This window comes from Enterococcus sp. LJL128 (assembly GCF_056924295.1).
Map to the genome: position 1 here is coordinate 1 of NZ_JBXPBP010000024.1, position 24,777 is coordinate 24,777.

General features: G+C 39.1%; 22 protein-coding genes. 5 read left to right on the forward strand and 17 right to left on the reverse strand.

Features of this window, described 5'->3' with window-relative positions; all coding sequences use genetic code 11:
* Window positions 1–384: 384 nt before the first annotated feature.
* The 9 genes from AC1Z3K_RS17720 to AC1Z3K_RS17760 form a co-directional block, all read right to left on the reverse strand.
* Window positions 385–693 (reverse strand): HesB/YadR/YfhF family protein, encoded by a 309-nt coding sequence (locus tag AC1Z3K_RS17720; protein ID WP_461733472.1) that lies wholly within the window; start codon window positions 691–693, stop codon window positions 385–387.
* A gap of 60 nt (window positions 694–753) precedes the next feature.
* Complete coding sequence (locus AC1Z3K_RS17725; RefSeq protein ID WP_426084090.1) at window positions 754–1,419, reverse strand: potassium channel family protein; 666 nt, start codon at window positions 1,417–1,419, stop codon at window positions 754–756.
* A 98-nt stretch (window positions 1,420–1,517) separates the two neighbouring features.
* Window positions 1,518–2,150: a response regulator gene (locus AC1Z3K_RS17730; RefSeq protein WP_426084091.1), complete on the reverse strand. Its 633-nt coding sequence runs from the start codon at window positions 2,148–2,150 to the stop codon at window positions 1,518–1,520.
* Window positions 2,125–3,237, reverse strand: coding sequence for a sensor histidine kinase (locus tag AC1Z3K_RS17735; RefSeq protein ID WP_426084092.1), 1,113 nt, complete (start codon window positions 3,235–3,237; stop codon window positions 2,125–2,127). The genes AC1Z3K_RS17730 and AC1Z3K_RS17735 overlap by 26 nt, the downstream gene beginning before the upstream one ends.
* Window positions 3,234–3,965, reverse strand: coding sequence for a cell wall-active antibiotics response protein LiaF (gene liaF / locus AC1Z3K_RS17740; RefSeq protein WP_426084093.1), 732 nt, complete (start codon window positions 3,963–3,965; stop codon window positions 3,234–3,236). Before liaF ends, AC1Z3K_RS17735 begins: the two co-directional genes overlap by 4 nt.
* Window positions 3,966–4,126: 161 nt before the next feature.
* Entirely contained in the window at window positions 4,127–4,600 is a 474-nt protein-coding gene (gene greA / locus AC1Z3K_RS17745) for a transcription elongation factor GreA (RefSeq protein ID WP_426084094.1), read from the reverse strand.
* A 230-nt stretch (window positions 4,601–4,830) separates the two neighbouring features.
* Window positions 4,831–6,264 carry an endolytic transglycosylase MltG gene (mltG, locus tag AC1Z3K_RS17750; protein ID WP_426084095.1) on the reverse strand — a complete coding sequence of 478 codons (1,434 nt, stop codon included), beginning with the start codon at window positions 6,262–6,264 and terminating at the stop codon, window positions 4,831–4,833.
* 796 nt (window positions 6,265–7,060) lie between these two features.
* Window positions 7,061–8,392: a H2O-forming NADH oxidase gene (gene nox / locus AC1Z3K_RS17755; RefSeq protein WP_426084096.1), complete on the reverse strand. Its 1,332-nt coding sequence runs from the start codon at window positions 8,390–8,392 to the stop codon at window positions 7,061–7,063.
* Window positions 8,393–8,671: 279 nt separating this feature from the next.
* On the reverse strand, window positions 8,672–9,316 hold the full coding sequence (locus AC1Z3K_RS17760; RefSeq protein ID WP_461733473.1) for an HAD family hydrolase: 645 nt from the start codon (window positions 9,314–9,316) through the stop codon (window positions 8,672–8,674).
* Between the two features lie 155 nt (window positions 9,317–9,471).
* Between AC1Z3K_RS17760 and AC1Z3K_RS17765 the strand changes: the two genes are divergently transcribed.
* The gene (locus AC1Z3K_RS17765; RefSeq protein ID WP_426084098.1) at window positions 9,472–10,443 is read left to right on the forward strand and encodes a ring-cleaving dioxygenase; all 972 of its coding nucleotides are present in this window, start codon (window positions 9,472–9,474) and stop codon (window positions 10,441–10,443) included.
* A gap of 19 nt (window positions 10,444–10,462) precedes the next feature.
* Window positions 10,463–11,083, forward strand: a complete 621-nt coding sequence (locus AC1Z3K_RS17770; RefSeq protein ID WP_426084099.1) for a flavin reductase family protein — start codon at window positions 10,463–10,465, stop codon at window positions 11,081–11,083.
* A gap of 480 nt (window positions 11,084–11,563) precedes the next feature.
* Here AC1Z3K_RS17770 and AC1Z3K_RS17775 read toward each other — a convergent pair whose 3' ends face one another.
* From AC1Z3K_RS17775 to AC1Z3K_RS17790, 4 genes are all read right to left on the reverse strand, one after another.
* Window positions 11,564–11,929 (reverse strand): iron-sulfur cluster biosynthesis family protein, encoded by a 366-nt coding sequence (locus AC1Z3K_RS17775; protein WP_461733474.1) that lies wholly within the window; start codon window positions 11,927–11,929, stop codon window positions 11,564–11,566.
* An 86-nt stretch (window positions 11,930–12,015) separates the two neighbouring features.
* A complete protein-coding gene (locus tag AC1Z3K_RS17780) occupies window positions 12,016–12,513 on the reverse strand; it encodes a gamma carbonic anhydrase family protein (RefSeq protein WP_461733475.1) in 498 nt (165 codons plus the stop codon).
* A 212-nt stretch (window positions 12,514–12,725) separates the two neighbouring features.
* Window positions 12,726–14,492 (reverse strand): ABC transporter ATP-binding protein, encoded by a 1,767-nt coding sequence (locus AC1Z3K_RS17785; RefSeq protein WP_461733476.1) that lies wholly within the window; start codon window positions 14,490–14,492, stop codon window positions 12,726–12,728.
* Window positions 14,489–16,219 carry an ABC transporter ATP-binding protein gene (locus AC1Z3K_RS17790; protein ID WP_461733477.1) on the reverse strand — a complete coding sequence of 577 codons (1,731 nt, stop codon included), beginning with the start codon at window positions 16,217–16,219 and terminating at the stop codon, window positions 14,489–14,491. The genes AC1Z3K_RS17785 and AC1Z3K_RS17790 overlap by 4 nt, the downstream gene beginning before the upstream one ends.
* 476 nt (window positions 16,220–16,695) lie before the next feature.
* Between AC1Z3K_RS17790 and AC1Z3K_RS17795 the strand changes: the two genes are divergently transcribed.
* Together AC1Z3K_RS17795 and rnjA are read left to right on the forward strand one after the other, a co-directional pair.
* A complete protein-coding gene (locus AC1Z3K_RS17795; RefSeq protein ID WP_426084104.1) occupies window positions 16,696–16,908 on the forward strand; it encodes a DNA-directed RNA polymerase subunit epsilon in 213 nt (70 codons plus the stop codon).
* Between the two features lie 3 nt (window positions 16,909–16,911).
* Window positions 16,912–18,588: a ribonuclease J1 gene (gene rnjA, locus AC1Z3K_RS17800; RefSeq protein ID WP_426084105.1), complete on the forward strand. Its 1,677-nt coding sequence runs from the start codon at window positions 16,912–16,914 to the stop codon at window positions 18,586–18,588.
* Window positions 18,589–18,736: 148 nt separating this feature from the next.
* Here the strand turns inward: rnjA and AC1Z3K_RS17805 are convergent, their stop codons facing one another.
* From AC1Z3K_RS17805 to AC1Z3K_RS17820, 4 genes are all read right to left on the reverse strand, one after another.
* A complete protein-coding gene (locus tag AC1Z3K_RS17805) occupies window positions 18,737–18,937 on the reverse strand; it encodes a cold-shock protein (RefSeq protein ID WP_202066772.1) in 201 nt (66 codons plus the stop codon).
* A 151-nt stretch (window positions 18,938–19,088) separates the two neighbouring features.
* The gene (gene radC, locus AC1Z3K_RS17810; RefSeq protein WP_426084106.1) at window positions 19,089–19,784 is read right to left on the reverse strand and encodes a RadC family protein; all 696 of its coding nucleotides are present in this window, start codon (window positions 19,782–19,784) and stop codon (window positions 19,089–19,091) included.
* Window positions 19,785–19,840: 56 nt separating this feature from the next.
* Entirely contained in the window at window positions 19,841–20,500 is a 660-nt protein-coding gene (locus AC1Z3K_RS17815) for an HAD family hydrolase (RefSeq protein WP_461733478.1), read from the reverse strand.
* Window positions 20,487–21,809, reverse strand: coding sequence for a bifunctional folylpolyglutamate synthase/dihydrofolate synthase (locus AC1Z3K_RS17820; RefSeq protein WP_461733479.1), 1,323 nt, complete (start codon window positions 21,807–21,809; stop codon window positions 20,487–20,489). Before AC1Z3K_RS17820 ends, AC1Z3K_RS17815 begins: the two co-directional genes overlap by 14 nt.
* A gap of 400 nt (window positions 21,810–22,209) precedes the next feature.
* Between AC1Z3K_RS17820 and AC1Z3K_RS17825 the strand changes: the two genes are divergently transcribed.
* On the forward strand, window positions 22,210–24,771 hold the full coding sequence (locus tag AC1Z3K_RS17825; RefSeq protein WP_461733480.1) for a YfhO family protein: 2,562 nt from the start codon (window positions 22,210–22,212) through the stop codon (window positions 24,769–24,771).
* Window positions 24,772–24,777 lie beyond the last annotated feature (6 nt).

A 24,777-nucleotide genomic window follows, 5' to 3' on the forward strand; every position in this document is an offset into this window, starting at 1 on the left:
ACTAAATCTAAGAAAATTAGGAAAATATATGGAGAGAAAGAGAAGGGAAGAAGAAAAAACAAGCCCGATTTTGACATTCATCATCAAAATCGAGCTTGTTTTCTTTTTGAGAGTGGATTATGTCCCACTCCCTAAAAAATATTAAATAGCGTTTCATTGTTCTTATATTCCTGAAACGTACTGTCGTAAGAAGCATAGACAGCAAAGCAAGCTCCGTGGGATTAAGCAGGAATCAATCAAAAATAGCAGCAGCTATTTTCGGATAATTCCAGTTTAATCTCGGAGCTTTATATTTTTTGCATTCTCATTTTCTGTATCTGAAATGAAGTGAATTAACATCTATTCAAAATAGAAAATCAATCGTCCGCAAGAATAGATACCTACTTACCCTTCAAAATCATCATTTTTTTCAAAATGGTAGCTCGGTTCGTCCATTTTTTCATTATAGTCTACAAGCAAGTCATAGCCTTTAAAGAACCAATCATCGGTTTCTTCAACAAAGTATAGTCTGCCTGCTTCATTAACCTCTATTAGCGGCGTCTCTGGGGTATCAACAGACATCCCAACTGAAAAACCTTCATGGACATCGGTTTTCCCGTAGACCTTCCCATAAAAGCGAATCCCCATCCCTGAGGCAACATCGATTTCCCCTTCAAACCATTTCTGAGCACGAGGTGTTATCGTCAGTTTCATCATCATTCCTCCCTACCAAACCATTGTAGCATACGGCACAGTAGTTTCATGGAAAAATGCTTATTGACTCATTTTCTCGTCCAATAAGTCAACATCGTCCGTATCACCAATTACTAACAGGTTATCATTCTCCCGAACGATTTCTTCTGCAGCAGGAGAAGCAATAACTTCTGTTTTAGATCGACGAATAGCAACTACGGTCAAGCCGAACCGCTGACGGAAATTTAAATCAGCAAGTGTTTTGTTATAAAACTTTGGATTAGATACACGAACCTCTGCTAAGGAAAACTCATTTGACAGCTCAATATAATCTAAAATATTTTTTGATACAAGCTTGTGTGCCAGTCTGACCCCCATATCCCGTTCCGGGTGAACCACTGTATCTGCTCCTATTTTCTCTAATACTCTAGCATGATAAGAGTTCACAGCCTTCGCTAGAACGTTAGGTACACCCATTTCCTTCACCATCAATGTGACCAAGATGCTTGCCTGAATGTCCTCGCCAATCGCAACAACTACATGATCAAAATTGCGGATACCTAAAGAACGCAGGGTCATCTCATCCTGCGCATTAGCAACTACTGCATGAGTAGCAATATTCATGTACTCATTTACCCGATCTTCACTGCTGTCAATTGCAAGGACTTCTTGTCCTGCCTCAGCCAGCGTTTGACAAATACTGCCTCCAAACCTTCCCAATCCAATAACCGCAAAGTTCTGCTTCATAATATTCAATGCTCCTATAAATGAATTTAGCAAAAGCACAATAGGGGGTTATTATTCCTCCATGCACTTCTGCTTTTAAATGTTATACAATTTTATCACTACTCTGTTAGCTGATGCTGAAAAGCATAAATCGTCGCCTGTGTCCGATCATCTACGTCAAGCTTTGCTAAAATATTGGAAACATGGGTTTTTACTGTTTTTAATGTAATAAACAGCTCATCAGCGATTTCCTGATTACTTTTCCCTTTCGCAATCAGCAAAAGAATTTCAAATTCTCTATTTGTTAAATCATCATGAAGAACCGGCTCCTGTTTCTTTGTCAGCCGCTCCATCATTTTTGTTGTAACCTCTGGTTCAAGTACACGTTCCCCACGATAAGTTGCCCGAATAGCATCGGCAATTTCATGAGCTGTAGATGTTTTCAATAAATAGCCGGCAGCGCCAGCTTCAATAGCAGGATATACCTTTTCGTCATCAATAAAACTTGTTACGATAATAATCTTGGCTTCTGGCCAGTCTTTCAATATCGCTTGTGTAGATTCTATCCCATCCATTTCGTCCATAACCAAATCCATCAGAATAACATCCGGTCTTAACTCTAATGCTTTTTCGTAGCCAATTTTTCCATTCTCAGCTTCGCCAATTACTTCAATATCTTCTTGAATAGACAGGTAGGAAGAAACACCTAAGCGCACCATTTCATGGTCATCCACCAGCATTACTTTGATCATCTACAAGCTCCTCCTTTATCACAGGTACTTTTATTTCTACACTCGTTCCTTGGTCTTTAAAGCTGATAATCTTGATTGTACCGCCCATACCGGCTACTCGTTCCCGAATGTTCTTCAAGCCGTAGCTGCCGGCTTTGTTCTCGTTTTCATTTGTATCAAAGCCCACACCGTCATCAACCAGTCGCAAAAGGACGCTATCATTAACTTGATGCATGTATACTTCTAGCTCATGGGCTTTCGCATGACGCAGCGTATTCGATAGGAGCTCCTGAACAATCCGAAACAGATGATCTTCAATACTGTTGTTCAGACAAACATCTTCTACATCCCACGTCAGTTCAATCTTAATTTTTGTCTGCAGTTCTTTTAGAAGCTGTTCAATCCCCTTTTTCAAACTCTTTCCTTCCAGACTTACTGGACGTAAATGCAGCAGTAGGGCTCTCATTTCAGATTGAGAAGCATTGATAATATCACCGACAATCGCCAGTTGTTTCTTGAACATTGCCATTTCAGGCGCCTCTGATTTTTGAGCCTGCTCATTTAGTGCAGAAATCAACATCATCGCACCAAAGAGCTGCTGACTCACTGAATCATGCAGTTCTCTGGCCAGACGATGACGTTCTGCTTCTAAAATCTCTTCTCTCGTTTCGCCATCTACAATCTGCGGACGACTGTTTAACAACTGAAGTTCTTTCGACATCTCCAGCAATTTAGCCCGAATCTTTCCCATATCCGTGTCAATTTCGCCAACATATGCATCGCTTTCCGGATGGGGGATTCGCTTAGCCAGCAGAGGACTGTCATAGTTCCCAGCTGCCAACAAACGCAGCTTTTCTTCAATTTTACCATATTGCGCTTTTTGCACAATAGAAATCAATAGAAAAGTAATCAAACCCACCAACAAAGAAATCAGTAAAATATGAAAAAAGAAAGGGATGTAGAAAACTTTTCTACGGAAAAGCTCCAACAGCCAATCTTTTTGTCTTGTTGAATAGAAGTAGGAAAACAGCGTAAATACTACAACTAAAAATGTACTGAGCGAAGCATAAATTGCCAGCATCTGTCGGGAAATCTTCTCACCTATCATACACGGATCACCTCAACATCTCCTAACAAAGTATTTGTAATGATTTTCAGCCTTCTCGGATTATCATCATAGCTGTCGCTGTAAATTTTGAAGGATTCATTTTTCAAATGATACTTCTCGTCTTCAAATGTCACACTGCCGAAAAATGTGGAGTGCTCCAACAGAACTGCTACGCCCAAAGGAACAAGTATCCTTGTGCGGCCAAAACCTTTTCTTACAATAATAACATTGTCATCCTTCGGCAACAAGGTATTTCCTAAATCAACAATTGTGTCGCCTGAAAGAACGTTGATGTTGATATCATCCCACTCATACACATTGCTGCCAATCCGCTCATTGGCAAACCAGGGACGTTTGAAGCGGCGGCCATTTTTACTTTCAACATTCGTTGTCTCAATAATCATCATTTGCTTTTTCTTCCAAGGAGCCCGCTGTGTAATATCAATGCCGGCAACTTCCACACCTTTTAAACCAATAAATAAAATAGCAAAGACAACCATCAGCCAAACAGCCGGACTGTTAATTACCCCAATTAGAATCAGGATAACCCCCATTATAAGTAAAAAACTGTTAAAGTTATTTCTACGCGGTCTTCTTGTAGAAAAGACCACACTTAAAACGCCTAGTATCAACAGGATGAGAAGAGGTGTGTTATGTATAACCTGCCATAAAGCACAAACAAATAATAATGCCTCTACAATAATAAAAAATCTCCATGGATTATTCATTCTTACTCCCCCTTTCTTTCTGTCATTAGTATACCTTGTCTCTCACAATAATATTAGTTGCTTTAGTACGATTTTGCTATAGGTCTTAAGCCTGAGTTTTCAACAAAACGAGGATGGGAGAGTTATTTCTCCTATCCTCGGTTATCATCTTCATCTATTCTTTAGCCTACACGGGTAATTTTTACCTGCATATCGCCGCCCGGTGTTGCAATCGCAACCTCATCACCTAAGTATTTGCCAATCAAAGCCTGTGCAATTGGTGAATCATTGGAAATTTTCCCTGAAAACGGATCCGCTTCAGCACTTCCTACGATTGTATACTCTTCTTCGTCTCCATCTGGCAGTTCCATAAACGCAACCGTTTTTCCAATAGAAACTTCATCTGAATCAACTCCGCCGTTATCGATAATTTCAGCAAAACGAATCATATTTTCCAATGTAGTGATCCGTCCTTCAACGAAAGCCTGTTCGTCTTTAGCAGATTCATACTCAGAGTTTTCAGACAAGTCTCCAAAACTACGGGCAATCTTAATACGCTCTACAATTTCTTTTCGTTTAACTGTTTTTAATTCTTCTAATTCCTGCTCTAACTTTTCTTTTCCTTCAAGTGTCATAGGAAATACTTTTTCCACCATAATGATTCTCCCTTACTAACTTACTACAATTTGTTATGTATTTGTTTCTAACAATATACAGCATTTGTAATCCACAAAAGATTACCACGGTTTCCAAAAATTGTAAATAAGAATTGTGTATTTTTATTTTTTTCGTTTCTAAAAAATCTACCGCTTTCATAAATTTATCAAAGCGAAACGAGCCTCACCGTAAATAGTTTGGCTCGTAACAAATTACTCTAAAATTATACTTAATCACTATTTTCTTCTGTATTATTCACATATTTGTCTACTAAAACCTGATGCTCTTCATATGTTTCAGCAAAGTAAACTTTTCCAGTAGTGATATCCGCTACAAAGTACAGATAATTGTTCTCTTCAGGATTCAGCACTGCGGAAATCGCCTGTTCACTCGGACTGTCTAGAGGTCCAGGTCCATATCCGGCATTTTTATAGAGATTGTATGGAGAATCAACTTCCAGATCCTCATAGGTTACCAGTTCCTTATGTTCTCCTAATGCGTAAAGTATTGAAATATCGGACTGCAGTGGCATATTAGCAGCCAATCGGTTGAAGAAGACCTGCGCAATGTTTCTTCGGTCGCTTTCTTCGACTCCTTCTTTTTCCACGAGGGAAGCTAGTGTCAACACCTGCTGATTAGACATTCCTTTTGCATGAATTGTTGGCTTGAATTGCTCCATTACACTGTTTGACTTAGCTACCATTTGTTCTACAAAATCTTCCAGTGTAATATCTTTGTAGTAATCATAGGTTGCCGGGAATAGATAGCCTTCCAAACGATAACGAACCCCTTCTGCAGTTGCCGCAGTTTCCAACAAGTCAGGGTATTTCGCTTGAAGCGAGTTAAAATAATCTTGATTTTTCATCAATGCAATAAAATCGTCTTTTTTAAACGAAGTATTTTCTTTGATTGCATCTCCGATTTTATCAATATCATACCCTTCAGGAATCGTTACTTTTCCATCCGCAATTTGAGTTGGCTCAGCTGTTCCTCCAGCTTTGAGCATCTCGCCCACATCGTCCAAGGTCATATCAGGAGACATCTGATAATAGCCTGCCTGAAAATCCGTCAGATTTTTAAATTTAATATAGTAGTTGAACACCATACCGCTTTTAATAACTTTTGATTCCTCTAGTATGGCCCCAATCTCCTTATTAGAAGATCCCTCAGGAATATGAACCTGAACTAGATTAGAATCACTTTTATCCAATGGTTTCAATCCATCATCAACATACTTGTATAAGGTAAAACCGAAAATAGCAATCACCAGAATCAAAACAGAAATAACTAATAATGCTATTTTATTAACAATTCTGTCTTCTTTCTTTCGAGTTCGTCTAAACTCTTCTTTAGAACCTGCTCTATTTTCTGAAGTGCGGTGTACTTCATCCCCACTCTCATTTGTATTTTCTGATTGATAGCCGCCGCTGCGGGTATCGTGAGCCGCTGATCGGGAATAGCTTTCGGGAGCTTCCTGCCGGGACTCCCACTCTGATGAGTTATCAGTATAATCAGTATGCGTATTAGTTTCTTCACTATGATAGTTGTTTCCAGAAGAAGATGTATTGTCATTCTCAACATTGTCACCTCTCAAAGAACGCAGTACCTGATCTTTAAAGGAAGAATCAGAATGATCTTGATTATTTTGGTTATCGTTTGCCAAAATTAATCCTCCTTGCTTTTTAAATAACTTCTATAACTCCAACCATTATACATGAAAGTTTTTGAAATTTAAACTTTTTTAGGTAAAAGAGCTCTAAATTAAGATTCTTTTAGTGAAACTATGAGGAGAGCGGGCGCAGTTTCTTCCATCGCTTAAGTAATATTTCTCATTTTTCAAACCTGTAAAATTACAAAAAACGGCAGCTAATAAGTGCTTACTCCTATTTACGCAAAGCCTTTCAACCGAGGTCGAGACAAAAGTGTTTAGCTCCGAGAACCAAGTAGGTACTGTTCAACATCAGCTCATCCCTCGCTGTGTTTCACAGCAATAAGACGGATTATCCGAAAATTGTCAAGAAACACTACAAGGGAACCGAGCAGCTGTTGATTGATACCTACCTGGAGCTTTTCATATTTTTGAGATCGTTCGGCTTATTTCCGAGAACTTCAACTCTTAGTGCTTTTAGCACTTAGAAGTTGATGCTATCGGAACAAAGTGTAGTGAGCTTGCTGTCTCTACGAGTCTAGCGATTCTCGAGACAAAGCATTAGGTTCCTACAAGCTTGTCTACGGTTCTCACTCTGTTGCGATCCTCGAAGCATACAAAGACTGGAACGCCGTTTATTCGGATTTTAGAGAAAGAAGAGTTCAGGCATTTACTTATGTCCCAAACTCGAAATAAAAAGCTTCTGAATATCCTACTGTCTACTCTCACCATATAAAGAAAAAACGGTTTTAACATTCTTTTTTACAGGGCAGATAAAAAAGCGGGATAATCTCCCGCTTTTTATCTGTTCCTATTCTGCACTTAATGCTGCCATTGTTATATAGTTATACGGCTGGTTGAAGTGAGGCAGGAAGAAAATATCCAGCAATTTCAGCTTATCAATTGTTACACTTTCCTCAATTGCCAGTGAGAACATGTGAATTCCCATTGAAATATCTTCATAGGATGCCAGCTGAGCACCAATCACTCGACGTGACTCTTCTTCATAAACAATCCGAATTTTCACTTTATTGTTTTCTTTCATAAAGCCAGGCTTTTGTGTATCTTCAAATTCTGTATATTTCACTTTAAAGCCAGCTTTTTCAGCTTCTTGCACAGTTAACCCTGTTGAAACCATATTATAACCAAAAATTGAAATACCATTTGATCCCTGAACACCAATTGCTTCCAACGGTGTACCGCCGACATTGTGAGCACCGACAATCCCTGAACGAACCGCATTTGTTGCTAAAGCGATATAAGTTGTTGCTTGTACAGCATTAGAATAAATGGTTGCACAATCTCCTACTGCGTAAACATCTGGATCACTTGTTTGTTGATGATTGTCTACTAAATAGGCACCATTAGTAAATAATTTCAAATGATCCTTGCCAAGTTCATTATTTGGACGGAAGCCAATAGCGTTAATTACTAAATCTACTGGATATTCCCCTTTATCCGTCACAATAGCTTCTACTTTCTCTGAGCCTTTATATTCTTTGGCCAGTTCATTGTAATGAAGCTCCACACCGTTATCTGATAATACCCTATCCATATCATCAGTAAACCATTTATCATAATAGTTCGGCAGGCAGCGGTCTGCTGCATCAAAAAGCAGAACGTTTTTGCCACGGCGTTTCGCTGCTTCAGCAATTTCCACACCAATGTAGCCTGCACCGATAACTGCTACTGTTTCCACACCTGGCTGAGCCATTGCTGCATCCACGGCCTGACCATCTTGGAAAAGCTTCAGGAACTCAACATTTTTCAACTCTTTTCCTGGAATATCAGGAGAGATAGGAGCCGACCCAGTTGCTAAAATCAGCTTGTCATAAGTCTCAGAAAATTCTGCTCCGTCTTGCTTTTTACAATGAACAATCTTTTGTTCAAAGTCAATGTGATCAACTACTGTTTCCATGTGAATAGTTGCACCTTTAGCTTCAAAATCTTCTTTCTTTGTGTAGAAAAGATTTTCGTAAGAATCAATCTGACGTCCTACCCAAAGAGCAGTTCCACATCCTAAATAGCTCAAGTTCGTATTTTTATCAATCATTACGACCTCTTGATCCTTGTACGTGTCTAATAACGTGTTTGCTGCTGCAATACCTGCGTGATTGGTACCGACAATAACTGTTTTTGTCATTAAAAAAATTCCTCCATTTCATGTTAAAGGTTGTTATTCTATTATAACTCAATGTAAGGGATTACTTTTATCAAAATATCGAGATTTTATCGAAAAAATTGAGAATTAGTGAGCAAACTATTGGTTACGCTTACGTAAGCAAGGCTCCACTACTGTCAAAAAAATTCTATTTTTTCTATTAAGTATTCAAAAATTAACACTTCCAAAAAATAACGAATGTGATTTTATTGAACATAAAAAAAACCTGAGATTATCTTTCAGGATTTTTGTCTATAATACTCAGATAAGCAAATCAGCTAGTTCAACAGGCTTAGAGAGTATTTTATATGCCCCAGCTACTGTCAATTCTTCTTTGCTGCCATAGCCATACAATACGCCGACTGCTGGAAGATTATTTTCCGCTGCACCTAATATGTCATGCTCTCTATCCCCTATCATTACTGCCTCTGCCGGATTAATATTCCCGTTATTCAGCGCATAGCGAATCACATCTCCTTTTTTCGAACGTATACCGTCCATACTTGCTCCATAGATTCCTTCAAAAAAATCGGTGAGCTGAAAGTAATCTGCTATCTGGCGTGCAAAATGCTCAGGCTTGGACGTTGCTATATAGAGTTGGCAGCCTGCTTGTTTCAATTGCTTTAAAACCTCTGGAATTCCTTCATAAACAGTATTCTCGTAGATTCCTGTTTCCCTGTAATACTCCCTATAATAGGCTACAGCTTTCTCAGCAGCAGTTTCGTCCAAATCATAGTTCGTCATAAAAGAATCTTTTAAAGGCGGCCCTATAAAAGAACGCAGATTATCCTGCGGTGAAACTGCTACCTTCATTTTCTTCAATGCGTAGGTAACAGAATTGATAATCCCCTTACCAGAATCAGTAATCGTACCATCCAAATCAAACAAGAGTGCGCTATATCTCATCTTTATCCCTCCAATTGTTATCCTTATCGTAGCACACTTATTTCTTGTTAACGAGAAATAAAATAGCCAAGACCTATCTATTGCTTTTATTTTCATTTGCCACTATACTTACTTTTAGTAAGTTGAAAAAATCGAACCAGTTGGAGGTACTATTTATGGATACACAAATTAGAGGAATTCACCATGTAACAGCAATGACATCTAGTGCTGAAAAAATTTATCGCTTCTTTACTGATATTCTCGGTTTGCGCTTGATAAAGAAGACAGTAAATCAGGATGATATTGAAACCTATCATTTATATTTCACAGACGACTTGGGGAGTGCAGGAACAGATATGACTTTCTTTGATTTCCCTGGAATCCCTAAAGGAACTAAAGGAACAGACTCCATTTCCAGAACCTCATTCCGTGTAAAAAATGATGCTTCCTTGACTTATTGGATTGATCGCCTTAATCAACATGAAATTGATCATGGAGAAATTCAGGAGCGTTTTGGAAAAAGCTATGTAGAGTTTGAAGATTTTGACGGTCAGCGTTACCAGCTGATTTCAGATGAAAAGAATACCGGTGTAGCTGCTGGTGTTCCTTGGAAAAACAGTAATGTTCCAGCTGAACACGCAATTGTTGGTTTAGGACCCGTCTTTGTCACTGTTGAAAATTTTGAGCATATGCAGCTGGTTCTGACTGAGGTTTTAGGCTTTCATTTAATCGATGCTGAGGGCAGTTTTCATCTATTCGAAATTGGTGAAGGCGGCAATGGTGCCAGCATTATCGTAGAGCACCGTGATGATTTGCCTAAAGCTTCTGAAGGCTTTGGAAACGTGCATCACTTGGCACTGCGTGTTGCTGATGAAGAAGCTCTGCGTTTTTGGATTGACCAAATTAATAAACTAGAATTTCCAAACTCTGGCTTTGTTGAGCGTTTTTATTTTGAATCTGAATACTTTATGGCCGCACCACATGTTCTATTTGAGCTTGCTACTGACGGCCCCGGATTTTTACAGGATGAAACGTATGAAAATGCCGGTGAAAAGCTTTCCCTTCCACCATTTCTAGAACCAAAAAGAAAAGAGATTGAAGCTTTCGTCCGTCCTTTTGATACTACAGATGCCAACGAACAAAGATAAAGCCGAAAGGGTGAAACGCATGCTGCATTATTCTAGTAATCAGCTTTCAAAAAAGCAACAATATAAGTTTTTATCCGGCAGTATTATTCCCAGACCAATTGCCTGGGTAACAACGCTGAATCAGGACAATAATGTAGTTAATGCAGCTCCTTTCAGTTTTTTTAATGCCGCCGCTTCGGATATCCCGCTCATTAGTCTGGCTATTCTAAGAAAAAACGGACTGATGAAGGACACAGCGAGAAATATTCTTGAAAACCATGAGTTAGTTATTCATCTTGTTGATGAGGAAATCGTTGAAGTGATGAATCAAACTGCTGCTTCGTTGCCTGTTGATCAAAGTGAAGTGGTCGTAAATGCGCTTGACACAATCCCTAGTCAGTCGGTCTCCGTGCCAGCAATCAAAAAAGCCAAGTTAAGGATGGAGGCCCGGCTGCATCAGCATATTCCTTTGCAAAATCATACAGGCACTATCGTGACTGATATGATTATTGCTGAGGTTACGGACTTTTACTTTGATCAGACAATTTTTGATAAAGAATCCGAGTATATCCTGCCGGAGACATTTCGACCAGTTGCCCGCTTGGCTGGCAATTCCTATACACAAATGGGCACTATTTTTGACTTAACTAGACCTGAATAATAAATGTACTAGCCCGTTATTGGACAACAGCTTATTATAAAACTAAAAAAGATGCGCCATTATCCGTTCGATAAATGGCACATCTTTTTTCAATAGGCGGATGGGACAGAAGTGTTTAGTCCCTAGAAAATAAGAAGAAATTCACGAAAATGACAGGAAACACGAATGTGAGCTAGTCGATGTCGACTGATTCCTATCTGGTGTTCTCCAAATTTTTGTGAGTTTCGGCTTATTTCCAGAGGTCTTGCTCCTGCGGTTACTCGTCGCAGATGGTAGTATGGCATGTGCTCCTGCGGTTACTCGTCGCAGTTTAATGCTGGTATGTGCTACTGCTCCCACTGTTTATCCGGATTCCATGTGAGTAGGATATAACTCATTGAGGTCATGTCCCACTCGCTTCACATGGTACTATTACCGCAAGATAAGCTAAAAAATGCGGAGATAAATATTCTAATGATAGACACCATGCACTTTGTCCTGTTAGCCTGTTGTTCGTTCTGGCCGTAAGTCAACAATCTGCACACTACTGTCCAATGTTCCGCTAGGCGTTTTAAGATTCAGCGTATGCAGCCGCTGATCGAAATCCAGTGTCATTCCCTCGTCAAGATAGCGCTTAGAATAATCTTTTATATAGATATCCCCAATACTGCTTTCCACCAACGCATCATAGTCCTTCTTAGACTGTGAAGAATTTAAAATCAGAATGCGAAAGCTCATGTCTAAAGAACAAAAACCAACTTTGGAATATTCACCGGCCCCATCATCCATGTCTAGAATGACTATTGTATTTTCGTTTACATAGCTGGAAAGTTTTTTCTGTGCCTGGTCTGTAATTTTTAGATACATCGCTACCCTCTCCTTCTGCTTCCATTTTAACACCTATTCCTAAATTCTCCGATTAGTCTGCTTCTGTTTGCATCAATCCTATCTTTTTAGTTCCTGACTGCTTGAAACTCCCCATTTTGATGCTTCTTTCCCAATTCAATATAGTGATCCGCATTCCTTTTGTTTTTAGCAATCTCCTCTTTCGTCAACGGACGAATGACTGTTGCAGGACGTCCCAAAGCTAGAACATTTGGCGGAATCACAGTCCCTTCTGTTACTAGTGACCCGGCCCCAATCAAACTGTTTTCACCGATGACAGAGTGATTTAATAAAATACTACCCATACCTATAAGTGCTCCGCTTTTTATCTCACAGCCATGAATAATACACTGATGTCCGATTGTTACATAGCTTCCAATGGTCACCGCTGCCTGCGGATCCACATGAATGATTGTGCCGTCCTGAATGTTGCTGCCTTTTCCTATCTCAATTGTCTGATTATCTCCCCGCAATACTGTTTGATACCAAATACTCACATCTTCTGCCAGCCGAACATCACCGTAAACATCTGCACTTTCTGCAATGAAACCTTGTTTTTTCGTCATCATTTTCCCTTCTTTCTTTCACTCTAGTATAGCAAATTCCAGACTTGCTTTCTAAATAAAAAAGGACTGAAGTCTAGTCAAAATGACTAGACTTCAGTCCTTAGCACCGCATAAATGGGATTTTGAATCTTCTCTATTCTTCGAAGGTTTGTGGTAACCACCTTAGCTTTACCAGATAGTGCGATTACCTTAGCGACCTTTTTTTCTATTCTTTAATCATAATCACCGTCTTCTGCAAACTGACTGTTATACAGTTTTTCATAAAAACCACCTTGTGTTAGCAATTCTTCATGGGTACCTTTTTCTATAATTTCTCCTTGATTCATTACGAGAATCAAATCTGCTCCTCTAATTGTAGATAAGCGGTGAGCTATTACAAAACTAGTACGTCCTTGCATAACCTTATCCATAGCTTTTTGAATCAACGCTTCTAATCGCGTATCCACGGAACTGGTCGCTTCATCCAAGATTAAGATTTTCGGATCAGAAATTACTGCGCGGGCAATCGTAAGCAGCTGCTTCTGCCCTAGTGAGACATTATCTCCCTCTGCATTGATTTCCATATCGTAGCCGTCAGGCATTGTACGAATAAAATGATCTACATTGGCCGTCTCTGCTGCATCAACAACTTCATAATCAGTTGCATCCAGCTTTCCGAAACGAATGTTGTCCGCAATTGTTCCCTGATAAAGCCAGGCATCTTGGAGAACCATGCCAAAAACAGAGCGGACATCGCTGCGATTCATCTGCTTCGTATCCACACCATCAATTTTTATAGCCCCTTCATTCACATCATAGAAGCGCATCAACAGATTAATTAGGGTAGTTTTCCCAGCACCTGTTGGCCCAACGATAGCAACTGTCTGTCCAGCCTTCACTTCAAAATTTAAGTCACGAATTAATGGTTTTTTCGGATCATAGCTAAAGCTAACATTTTCAAACAACACATCGCCTTCTACTGAAGCTGGCAGAGGAACATCCTGAGAATTTACGATTTCCTCTGGTTCATCAAGAATCTCGAACACACGCTTGGTCGCCGCTGAGGCACTTTGCAGCGCAGCCGATAATTGTGTGATATTTCCCATAGGCTGGCTGATTTGCCAGATGTATTGAATCATTGCCTGTAGTTGACCAACAGCAATAATCTCCAAAATAACATCCCGACTTCCCAGAACAGCAATCACAATATACGTTGCATAAGCTGTCAGTTGAACCAGCGGCATCATCAGCCCAGAAATAAACGTTGCTTTAAACCCATAATTCTGTAAAGTTGCATTTACTTCCTTGAATCCTTCAAGGGTTTTCTTTTCCCGGCCATAAAGCTTTAAGATACTAAAGCCAGTCATATTTTCCTGTACATAACCATTCATATCACCCAAAGCATTCTGCATGTTTTGGAAGTATTTCTGTGAAATTTTAACGATTGTCTGTGATATGAAGATAGATAATGGAATCATAATCATAGAAATCAACGCTAGACGAATATTGATATAAAACATCATTGATGCCGCCATAACAATTCCTAGTACAGCAGAAATAATATTGATGAAGCTTTGTTGGAAGGCGTTGCTAACTGCATCCACATCATTCGTTACACGTGAAAGAATATTCCCCTGCTGATTTTTATCAAAATATGAAACCGGCAGACGATTAATTTTTTCATCGATATCCCGCCGTAAATCCCTCATCGAATGCTGTACAACATTAGTCATCAGGTAGCCTGATAAAAACTGTGTTATACAATAGCCAAGTCCCACAATCAAAATCCAAACCAGACACTGCTTGATATACTCGAAGTTAATCGATTCGCCATTGGAAATATTTTTAGCTATTTCCGTTGTCGGAAGCCCTGAAACATATGGCATTGCCGCGTTTAATGCGACTGTTAAGACTGTAAAAATAATGACCAAAATAAAATGCGTTTTATAAGGTCCTATATATTTCCCTAAACGTTTAACGGAAGAAAGCCCATTTTTCATGCCAATTCCTCCTCTGACAATTGAGAAGCTGCAATATCATAATAAATAGGACAGTTCTCAAGTAATTCCTTGTGGGTTCCCATTCCCACGATGTTTCCTTCATCTAATACGATGATCTTATCGGCATGCATAATTGTTCCCACACGTTGGGCAACAATCAGAACCGTAGATTCTTTTGTTTCTTTTTTCAAACGGGCACGCAATTTAGCGTCAGTCTGATAGTCCAGCGCAGAAAAACTATCATCAAATATATAGATTTCAGGATTTCTGATAACGGCACGAGCAATTGATAACCGCTGCTTCTGTCCGCCAGAGAAATTTGCGCCGCCTTCTGACAGCAGCTCGTCAAAGCCTAGTTGTTTTTGCGAAATAAAATCAGAAGCCTGGGCAATATCCGCTGCACGCTCCATCTCTTCCATCGTCGCATCTTCCTTACCATAACGAAGGTTTTCAGCAATTGTTCCAGTGAAAAGAAGTGCTTTTTGCGGAATATAACCAATTTTTTCTCTCAATGCAGCTAAATTATACTCCCGCACATCTACACCATCAATCAGCACTTGACCTTCAGAAATATCATAAAACCTTGGAATCAATTGAACCAAGGTTGATTTCCCACTCCCTGTACTTCCAATGAAGGCAACGGTTTCGCCAGGGGACGCTGTAAAGCTCACATCCCGAATAACCGGACTTTGCGCATGGCCTGGATAAGCAAAGGTTACGTTTTTAAATTCTACGTAGCCTTTTTGCTGTGTTTCAGTAACTCCTTTAGGATTTTCCTTGATATCAGGATCCATATCAAATGCTTCTTGTATTCTTCGAGCAGATACCGCAGCCCGAGGATACATCATGAACATGCTGGCAAACAACATAAAAGAAAACAGTGCATGAAAGATATATTCAATAAAGGCTATCAAATCACCCACCGCTAAGCTGCCGGCATCAATTTGAAGTGTCCCATTCCAAATAATTAATACCATTACGATATTAAATAGAAAGAAAAAGCCCGGCTGAGCAGCAGCCATTAACCGGAAGAGACTCTTCGAACTGCTGGTGTAGTTTTCATTGACTTTTTTAAAGCGGGACTCTTCGAACTTTTCATTCACAAAGGCTCGAACCACACGCAGCCCAGACAAGTTTTCCCGAAGGATACTATTAATTCCATCTAGATTTTTCTGCTGCTTGTTAGATAAAGGTTCAGAGACCTTAGCAATCATAACTACGGCCAAAAGCAGAATCGGTAATGCTCCTAAAACAAAAATACCAAGCGATGGACTTGTACGGATCACCATAACTAGGCTGACAACAAACATCATCGGTGTCATAAAACCGATTCGCAGAACATTGCCCATAAAAAGCATAATCTGGTATGCATCATTGGTTGTTCGGGTAATTAATGAAGAAACACCCAACGTTTCATATTCCCTATGTGAGAATGACTGAATTTTTTCAAAAAGATCATTTCGAATATCCTGAATGATATTGGTTGTAATCCTCGCCCCAAAATAACCCAGCATGATATTCATAATCACACCGACAACAGTAATAATAATCATTAGCAGTCCCTGCTGCTTTACATAATCAAAATCGTTCTTTTGTATTCCGTTATCAATCATGCGTGCTAAGATTGTCGGCAGCCCCAATTCAATCAATATAAACCCAAATACACAAATGAAATCTGCAAGCAAAAGCTTCTTATATCTCATCGTGTAGCGCCACATCAATTTCAAATAATCATCTCCTTATTCAAATTTTAGGTCAGTGCTTTCACTATAGCACAAAAAGAACCCAATGGTAAATCTTCATATTTAAAACAAATGATTTACTCCTTTATCGTTTGTTTTTTTAATTTTTCTAACACAGCTTTTCACGTTTCAGTGAGATTAGGAAAATATCTACAGTCATAGTTCTTAGACATCGCTTGCTGCCTTTTTTAAATTCTCTATAAAATAATCGTCCTTTCTATACTTCTTAATTGTTCTATGATAAAATATCAATAATTGTTGTACCCACAACACACAGGACGGTTGAATTTCTTCTACATATAATGGAGTAAGGCTAGACTCCATTCATCATCAACTCAATGTTTTTGATGGCAAATACTGAATAGGGTGGAGGACCACCTCGTTTTGTTGTGTCGAAATTTTATAGATACTAAAAATAATAAATTAAGCATGCATAAGCATGTATGGAGGAGAATATAATTATGATTTTTAAAGTTTATTACCAGGAAACTAAAACAAGAAACCCAAAAAGAGAAGATACATTGTCTATTTACGTTGAAGGCGAAAGTGAAGTGGCAGTGCGTCAGCTAGTCGAAGATAATACCCTGTACAACATTGAATTTATTCAGCTTCTTGAAGGAAATCATTTAACTTATGAGCAAGAGCATGCTGAGTTTAAATTAACGGAGTTTTAACCTATGAGAGTGAATATAAAAAACAATGAGACGGGTGTATTCGGTATCGGCGGTCTTGGCGAAATCGGCAAAAACACTTACGGTGTACAGTTTCAGGATGAGATTATCCTGATTGATGCAGGAATCAAATTTCCTGAGGATGATTTGTTGGGAATTGATTATGTTATCCCTGATTACAGCTATATCATCCAAAATCTGACAAAAGTAAAGGCATTAGTTATCACCCACGGACACGAAGATCATATTGGCGGTGTTCCTTTCCTGTTAAAACAGGCGAATATTCCTATTTATGCTGGACCTCTTGCTTTAGCATTGATTACCAATAAGCTGGACGAACACGGATTACTCCGTGATGCAGAGCTTCATGAAATTAACGAAGACAGCGTGATTCGTTTCAGAAAAACATCAGTTAGCTTCTTTAGAACAACTCATAGTATTCCGGATGCTTTGGGAATTGTTGTGAAAACACCTCCGGGAAATATCGTTGCCACAGGAGATTTCAAGTTTGACTTCACGCCTGTAGGAGAACCAGCCAATCTCCATCGTATGGCGAAAATCGGTGAAGAAGGTGTTCTATGTCTGCTTTCCGATAGTACAAATGCTGAAATCCCAACATTTACAAAATCCGAGAAAACAATCGGTACTTCAATCATGAGAATTTTTGAAAAGATTGAAGGTAGAATTATCTTTGCCAGCTTTGCTTCAAATATTTTTCGTTTACAACAGGCTGCTGAAGCTGCTGTCCGAACTGGTAGAAAAATCGCTGTATTTGGGCGTAGTATGGAAAATGCCATTGTGAATGGCGAACGTCTGGGATATATCAATGTGCCCAACGGTACATTTGTGGAAGCCTCTAAGATTAATCAGCTTCCAGCAAATGAAACAATGATTCTATGTACTGGGTCTCAAGGAGAGCCTATGGCTGCTCTGAGCCGTATTGCCAACGGAACTCATCGGCAGATTTCTGTACAGCCAGGAGATACGGTTGTCTTCTCCAGCTCGCCTATTCCCGGAAATACAACTAGTGTTAACCGGCTGATTAACCTACTTTCAGAAGCTGGTGCAAAAGTGATTCACGGTAAAATCAATAATATCCATACTTCTGGTCACGGCGGTCAGGAAGAGCAAAAGCTCATGCTTCGCCTTATGAAGCCTAAATTTTTTGTTCCTGTTCATGGTGAATTTAGAATGTTGAAAATCCATGCTTCCTTAGCAATGGATGTGGGAGTTCCCGAAGAAAACTGTTTTATTATGGAAAACGGGGATGTTCTTGCCTTAACTGCGGAGAGTGCTCATTCAGCTGGTCACTTTAATGCCAGCGATGTTTATGTAGATGGAAATGGTGTTGGCGATATCGGAAATATCGTCTTGAGAGACAGACGTATTCTTTCTGAAGAAGGCCTTGTCCTAGCCGTTGCCACAGTTGATATCAAAAATAAAATCATTCAGGCTGGTCCTGATATTCTGTCCCGCGGCTTTGTCTATATGCGTGAATCCGGAGACATGATTAATGAAGGACAGCGGCTCTTGTTCCATGCACTTCGTGAAGCGCTGAAAGACAGTAACTGTACAGAAGCTAAGCTATGCGAAGCGATTACGGCTACATTACAGCCTTATCTCTTTGAAAAAACAGAACGTCACCCAATGATTTTACCAATGATTATGACAGTTAATGATTAGAAATTTTAAATACCACGAACTCAACTGAAAGGTCGAGTCCGCGGTATTTTTTGGTTCTATAATGATTATTTTCCCGCAATTTAGCATGTACCCTTTTTCTTCTACAAAAAAACACCTGAATGAACATCAGGTGTTTCGAATGGACATATTATTGTTTTTCAACGTTTACCGCTTGAGGTCCGCGATCTGAATCTTCAACATCAAAAGTTACTGCTTGACCTTCTTCTAAAGTTTTGAAGCCGTCACCTTGAATTGCTGAAAAATGAACAAATACATCGCTTCCATCTTCACGAGAGATAAAGCCAAACCCTTTTTCTGCGTTAAACCATTTTACTGTTCCTTGTTCCATTACCTGTTCCTCCTCGTGCTTAAGCACTGAAATAATTGTAACTTTGCCCGTTTACGATAGAGGATTTTAATCAATAAAAACTTCTATACTGTCCCAAACAAGATTACAAGTTTATTCTACACGCGCTTTTTTATTTTTGCAAGAAATGTAATTAGTTACCCCTCAAAAAATTTTCTTCCCGCATACTAATGTATCCGCTGTGACCGACAATAATATGATCCAGCAGCTCAATTCCCATCATTTCTCCGCACTCCTGCATTCTCCGTGTAAACAGGATATCACTTTGAGAAGGTGTAGGATTTCCACTCGGATGATTATGGGCTAAAACAATTCGGGCTGCTGAATACTTTACTGCTCCTTTAAATATCTCTCTAGGATGAGCGATACTCTGATTTAGCGAGCCTTTGAACACAGTATCCTGTCGAATCACTTCATTTTTTGTGTTCAGGTAGAGACAGACCAGATGCTCCTGTTGAAAATCTCTCATCTCATAAATCAGCTCCTGGGCAATTTGATAGCTGGATGAAATCTTACCCATTTTCACCGGACTGCTCTGCTGTAGTCGATAACCGAACTCAACAGCAGCTCTTAGCTCGATTGCCTTAACCTTGCCAATTCCTTTGATAGACATCATCTCGTGAAGTGACGCATTTTTTAGTTCATACAGATGTTTAAAATGCTTCAAAATAATAGATGCCAGTTCCATCACATTTTTCTCTCTTGAACCGGTTCTCAACAGAATCGCCAAGAGCTCTTGATTGGATAATGCTTTTTCACCGACAGCTTCCAACCGCTCTCTCGGCAGACAATCCTCTGGCATTTCGTGAATAAATAGTTTCTTTTCCATAAAACAGCTCCTTTTCGTACTCTAATAAAAGATACGCAAAGGAGCTGTTTTTTCTATCAGATGCTTAGATAGGTTGGTACATCATTCAGACTGTTCAATACTTTTAGTGTTTTCACTTTTAACTCCTCATCAGGCTGCAGCAAATCAGGAATCATAATTACCGGTATACCTGCGGCGTAAGCGGCGTTCACACCATGAGATGAATCCTCAAGAACCAGTGTTTTTTCCAGTTTAGTACCGAGTAACCCGGCTGCCTTTTGAAAAATCTCAGGATCTGGCTTCGCCCGGCTAACATCTTCAGCGGATACAATCTGTTGAAATCGGTCACTGATACCGGCATTTTCAAGCAAAAGCTCAATGGCAGGCCGAACGTTGCTTGAAGCAACAATCTTCGGAATATTGTTTTCTTCAAGGTAATCCAACAATTCGATTACACCAGGCTTCATTGGTACCTGACCGGCTTTGAATGCAGCTAACGTATCTGCATACGAACGCTGAATAAATTCTTCTACTTTTTCTTTACCGTGTGCTTCAAAAATACGATGGTAGTTCTCCTGAACCTCTTCGTCGGAAACACCCAAAAACTCAAGGTATAGCTCCTTTGTATAAGTGAACCCCATAATGTCGGCAATCTTTTGTGAGGATTGATAATAAATCATTTCAGTATCAAACAAAAGACCATCCATATCAAAAATAACACCGTCAAATTTTTTCATTCTTTCCTCCTATTGTCATTAATAAATCCCGTACCTGTGATACGAAATAAAGTGACCCAGTGACCAGCAGCATGTCTTCATTTGTCATCTTTTCGAGAATTTCTCCTAGCCCAAATTGCCAAAGAGAGACAATCTCGGTTTTTTCATCAGTAAAGTGCTCAAGTGCTGAAAGATTGACAGCTTTGGGATATTCAAATGTAGTTAAATAAATATGGATATTCGGTACTTGCTGCAGCAGTCGAATCATCTGATCTACATTTTTGGTTGATAAGGATGAGAACAGCGCATGAATTGACCGATCTTTAAACTCCTTCTCCAGATTCTCTACCAGCCGGCGAATGGCATGATCATTATGTGCCCCATCCAATACAATCATCGGCTCTTCACTAACTCGCTCCATACGGGCAGGCCAAATGGCCTTCATCAGCCCTTGGCGAATAGTTCGCGTTTGAAAGGGCTGCTTAGTCAGCTGGCAAAAGATTGCAAACAGTTCAATTGCCATGCCGGCGTTTTCTGTCTGATGACGGCCTAATAAAGGCGTTTTTAAATCTTTAATTTTCCCATTTTGATCTTGAAAGGTAAAAACCTCGCCCCATTCTTTATCTAGATGCTGATACATAACGTCATAGGCAGCCCCAAAACGATAGATAGCTGCATCTTGTTGCTCAGCCTGCTCTTCAATAACAGCTAAAGCGGGTGCTTCAATTTTTCCAGTGACAACAGGGATGCCTTTTTTTATGATTCCCGCCTTTTGAAAGGCAATTTTCTCCAATGTATCTCCTAAGATATCCGTGTGATCCATACCAATGGTTGTAATCCCTGTGAGCAAAGGCTCAACAACGTTCGTACTATCCATTAATCCGCCTAGGCCAACTTCAATAATAGCAACATCCACCTGCTCATTTAAAAAATAGTCAAAGGCCATTGCCGTTAGTGTTTCAAATTCTGTAATACCGCTGATTTCAGGTATTTCATCCATCGCTACAACAATCGGCTGATATTTTTCTACATAAGTAATGAGCTGATTATCAGGTATTCCTATTCCATCAATAGCAATTCGTTCATTGAATGTTTCTATATAAGGAGAAGTAAACGTACCGACCTTCAAGCCAGCTTCCTCCAGCAAACACCTTAAATAGGTTACTGTAGAGCCTTTACCATTCGTTCCTGCAATATGAATCGTAGAGACTTTTTTCTGCGGATTTCCAACACGCTCCAACAGCCCATTTACACGTTCCAAACCTGGACGTGAGCCAAAGGGCAGCCGACTATGAATCCATGCTATAGCTTCTTCTATTTTTATTGACATATTTTCGCCACCTCGCACCTCTTATTATAGCGAAAGCCTCCAATGATTTCACTAATAAAGAAAATTTACTGAAAAATTTTCTCAACGACATTTATTATCCGCGAAACAATAATAAGCAAAAAATTATCAGAATTTTTAAAGAATTACTTAAGTTCTCTAAAAAAAAGCAAATCTGTCTAAATATCCTCATGGATAAAACAGAGCTGTGATAAAATAACAACTGTTAAGTCTAGTAATAAGTATCCTTCTTAATGCAAAAATGATTTATTTCATATTTATTCTCAACTGTTTCATAATTTTTGCAGAAATTTTTGTTCCCATGCTACACTAGATGTCAGTATGATCAAATAAACTAGGTAATTGATGACTTAACTAACTGTTTGATTGAGGTGAAAAATAGATGAAGTTAAAGGAAAAAGGGTTGATTCTTGGTAGTTTTTTACTTCCGTTTACTATTGTTATTATACTTTGGATTATTTTAGGAGTTGCACCATTTGGAAACAATAACTTACTGGCAAGCGATCTTGGCAGTCAGTATTTACCATTTTTAAGTAATTTCAAACGATTTGTTGAAGAAGGCAACATGACCTTCTATTCTTTCTCTAATGGTCTTGGTGATACAATTTTCCCACTAAGCTCGTATTATTTGCTAAGTCCGTTCAATTTCTTAGCACTTTTGTTTCCCTATGAGCAGCTGCCGATAGCAGTTGTTTGGATTATTACTTTAAAAATTTCCTGTATTGGCAGCGCTATGTTCTACTATTTGAAAAGAACATATACAGATATTTCATCCTATACCTGGATTTTTTCTACTGCTTATAGTCTCTGCGGCTTTACAGCTGCTTACAGCATTAACTTTATGTGGCTGGATGCATTGATTCTGTTTCCTTTGCTCGCTTTAGGTTTACAGAAGCTCTGGTACGATAAACGCGTTACAATGTATGTTATTATACTTTTTCTAACTATTTTTACAAATTACTATCTAGGTTACATGGTTTGTATTTTTGCCGTTGGCTACAGTATTTATTTGTATTTAAAACAAAATGCTGCACCTTCATTTTTAGGTTTTGTCCGTGAAGGAAAAGTATTTTTTATTGCCTCCATTCTTTCAGGTCTGTCTACCAGCTTTATTCTACTACCTGCACTGGAAGGTATGCTTCAGACAAAGAAAACTGCTTTCAGTCTGCTGACGTTTCTGCCTTACCCTAAATTTGGTCTTTCTTTCTTTTCACAGTTTGGTATCGGCAATGTAGACTTCAATTTACGACTGGATCATTTGCCGACTGTTTTTTCTGGTCTATTAATTGTTCTTTTGTTTTTGACTTACTTTTTATTGCCGTCAATCTCAAAAAAAGAAAAACGACTTGCTCTCTACCTAACAATCCTTTTATTTTTAAGTTTTTGGATTGAGCTTTTTAATACTTTTTGGCATATGTTTCAGAGTCCAGCAGGATTCCCATACCGCAATACGTTTATTTTTAGTTTTATCATGGTCAAATTTGCTTATGAAGCCTTCCTAAGAATACGATCGAAAGAAAAAATACCTGTAAAAGCACCCGTTATTTTTTCGACGGGTTTGATTGTAGGTTATGCGGCTCTTTACTTATTCAACCGAGAGTTTTTGCTGTCTTATAGTTACCCAGCAATTAGTTTAGTCCTTGTTTGGTGTTATTATTTCTTGTTTAACTATATTCAGCTAACAGCGAAATCACGCTGGCTGAAAACTACAGCAGCGGCCTTTATGGTCTTCACGATTTTTGCAGAGCTGGGTGGTAACTATTGGATTTCCTTGAAGGAAATTCCTTTTGGTAATCAGCAGGCCTTTGAACAAAATTACAAAGAACAGGCTAAGGTGCTTAGTACGATTGAAGGTGAGAACCTTTCACGAATCAAGCATACTGTTGATTCTAAAAAGGCAGGCTATCAAGAAAAGAATAATGGCTATAACGATTCAATTCTTTATGGCTATTCCGGCATTTCCAGCTATACTTCCACACTGCATTCAGACACTCAGGATACATTAGCCGCTCTTGGTCTTTTCCAAAAAAATGACCGCCGGATTGGTTATGTGGATGATTCCCAGGTAGTGAACTTCCTGTTTAATGTCACTCATCAGGTAACCCCAATAAAAACTGATGAAAGAGAATTGCTGTCAGAAAATAACCAAACCTTTGTTTACCAAAATCAGGAAGCTGTTGGCTTAGGTTTTTTAGTGCCTGAAAGCTTCGAAAAGGTCCACCTAGCTGCCAACAAGCCATTAGTGAATCAGGAAAACCTGCTTCAGGCAATTCAAAAAAATGAGGAACCTTATTTTAAAACAACAAAAAAAGCGGCTGAAATTATTTCTAAAGATAAGAAAAGCTATCACTTGGAGATTAATCCTGTTTCAGACGGCGAACTGTATTTTTATTTACCAAATATCAACTGGTCAAAAATAGAAAGCCTGACTGTTAATGGTAAAAAAATCAGTCCATCGATGTTCATTCATACAAATCAACTGTTTAACTTAGGTTATTTTTCAAAAAATGAACTGGTTGTTTTAGAGCTAAGCAGCAGCAAACAACTAACCCTCAAGGGGCTAGAGCTGGCGACACTGGATCAGCAGCTGTTCACCACCCTGACTGCTGCTAAGAAAAAACAAGCAATAGATTTACGGTGGACAAAAAAAGGCGAGCTTTTCGGCAATATTTCGGTAAAAAAAGAAAATCAACTACTATATCTATCTGTTCCTTACGACGATAACTGGCTGATTAAAGCCAACGGAAAAAAAGTAAAACAGGTAGCTGTGGCGGGCAATATGATGGCGATTCCTTTAGATGAGGGAACCTATTCCATCGCTATGGTATACCGTTCCATGAGCTTCTATGCCGGCGGACTGATTACTTTAACCACTATTATTGGTTTTCTGATTTTTCGTTATTGGATTCATATCAAGAAAAAGCGGGAGCTGCAAAGCTGCTAAATAAAA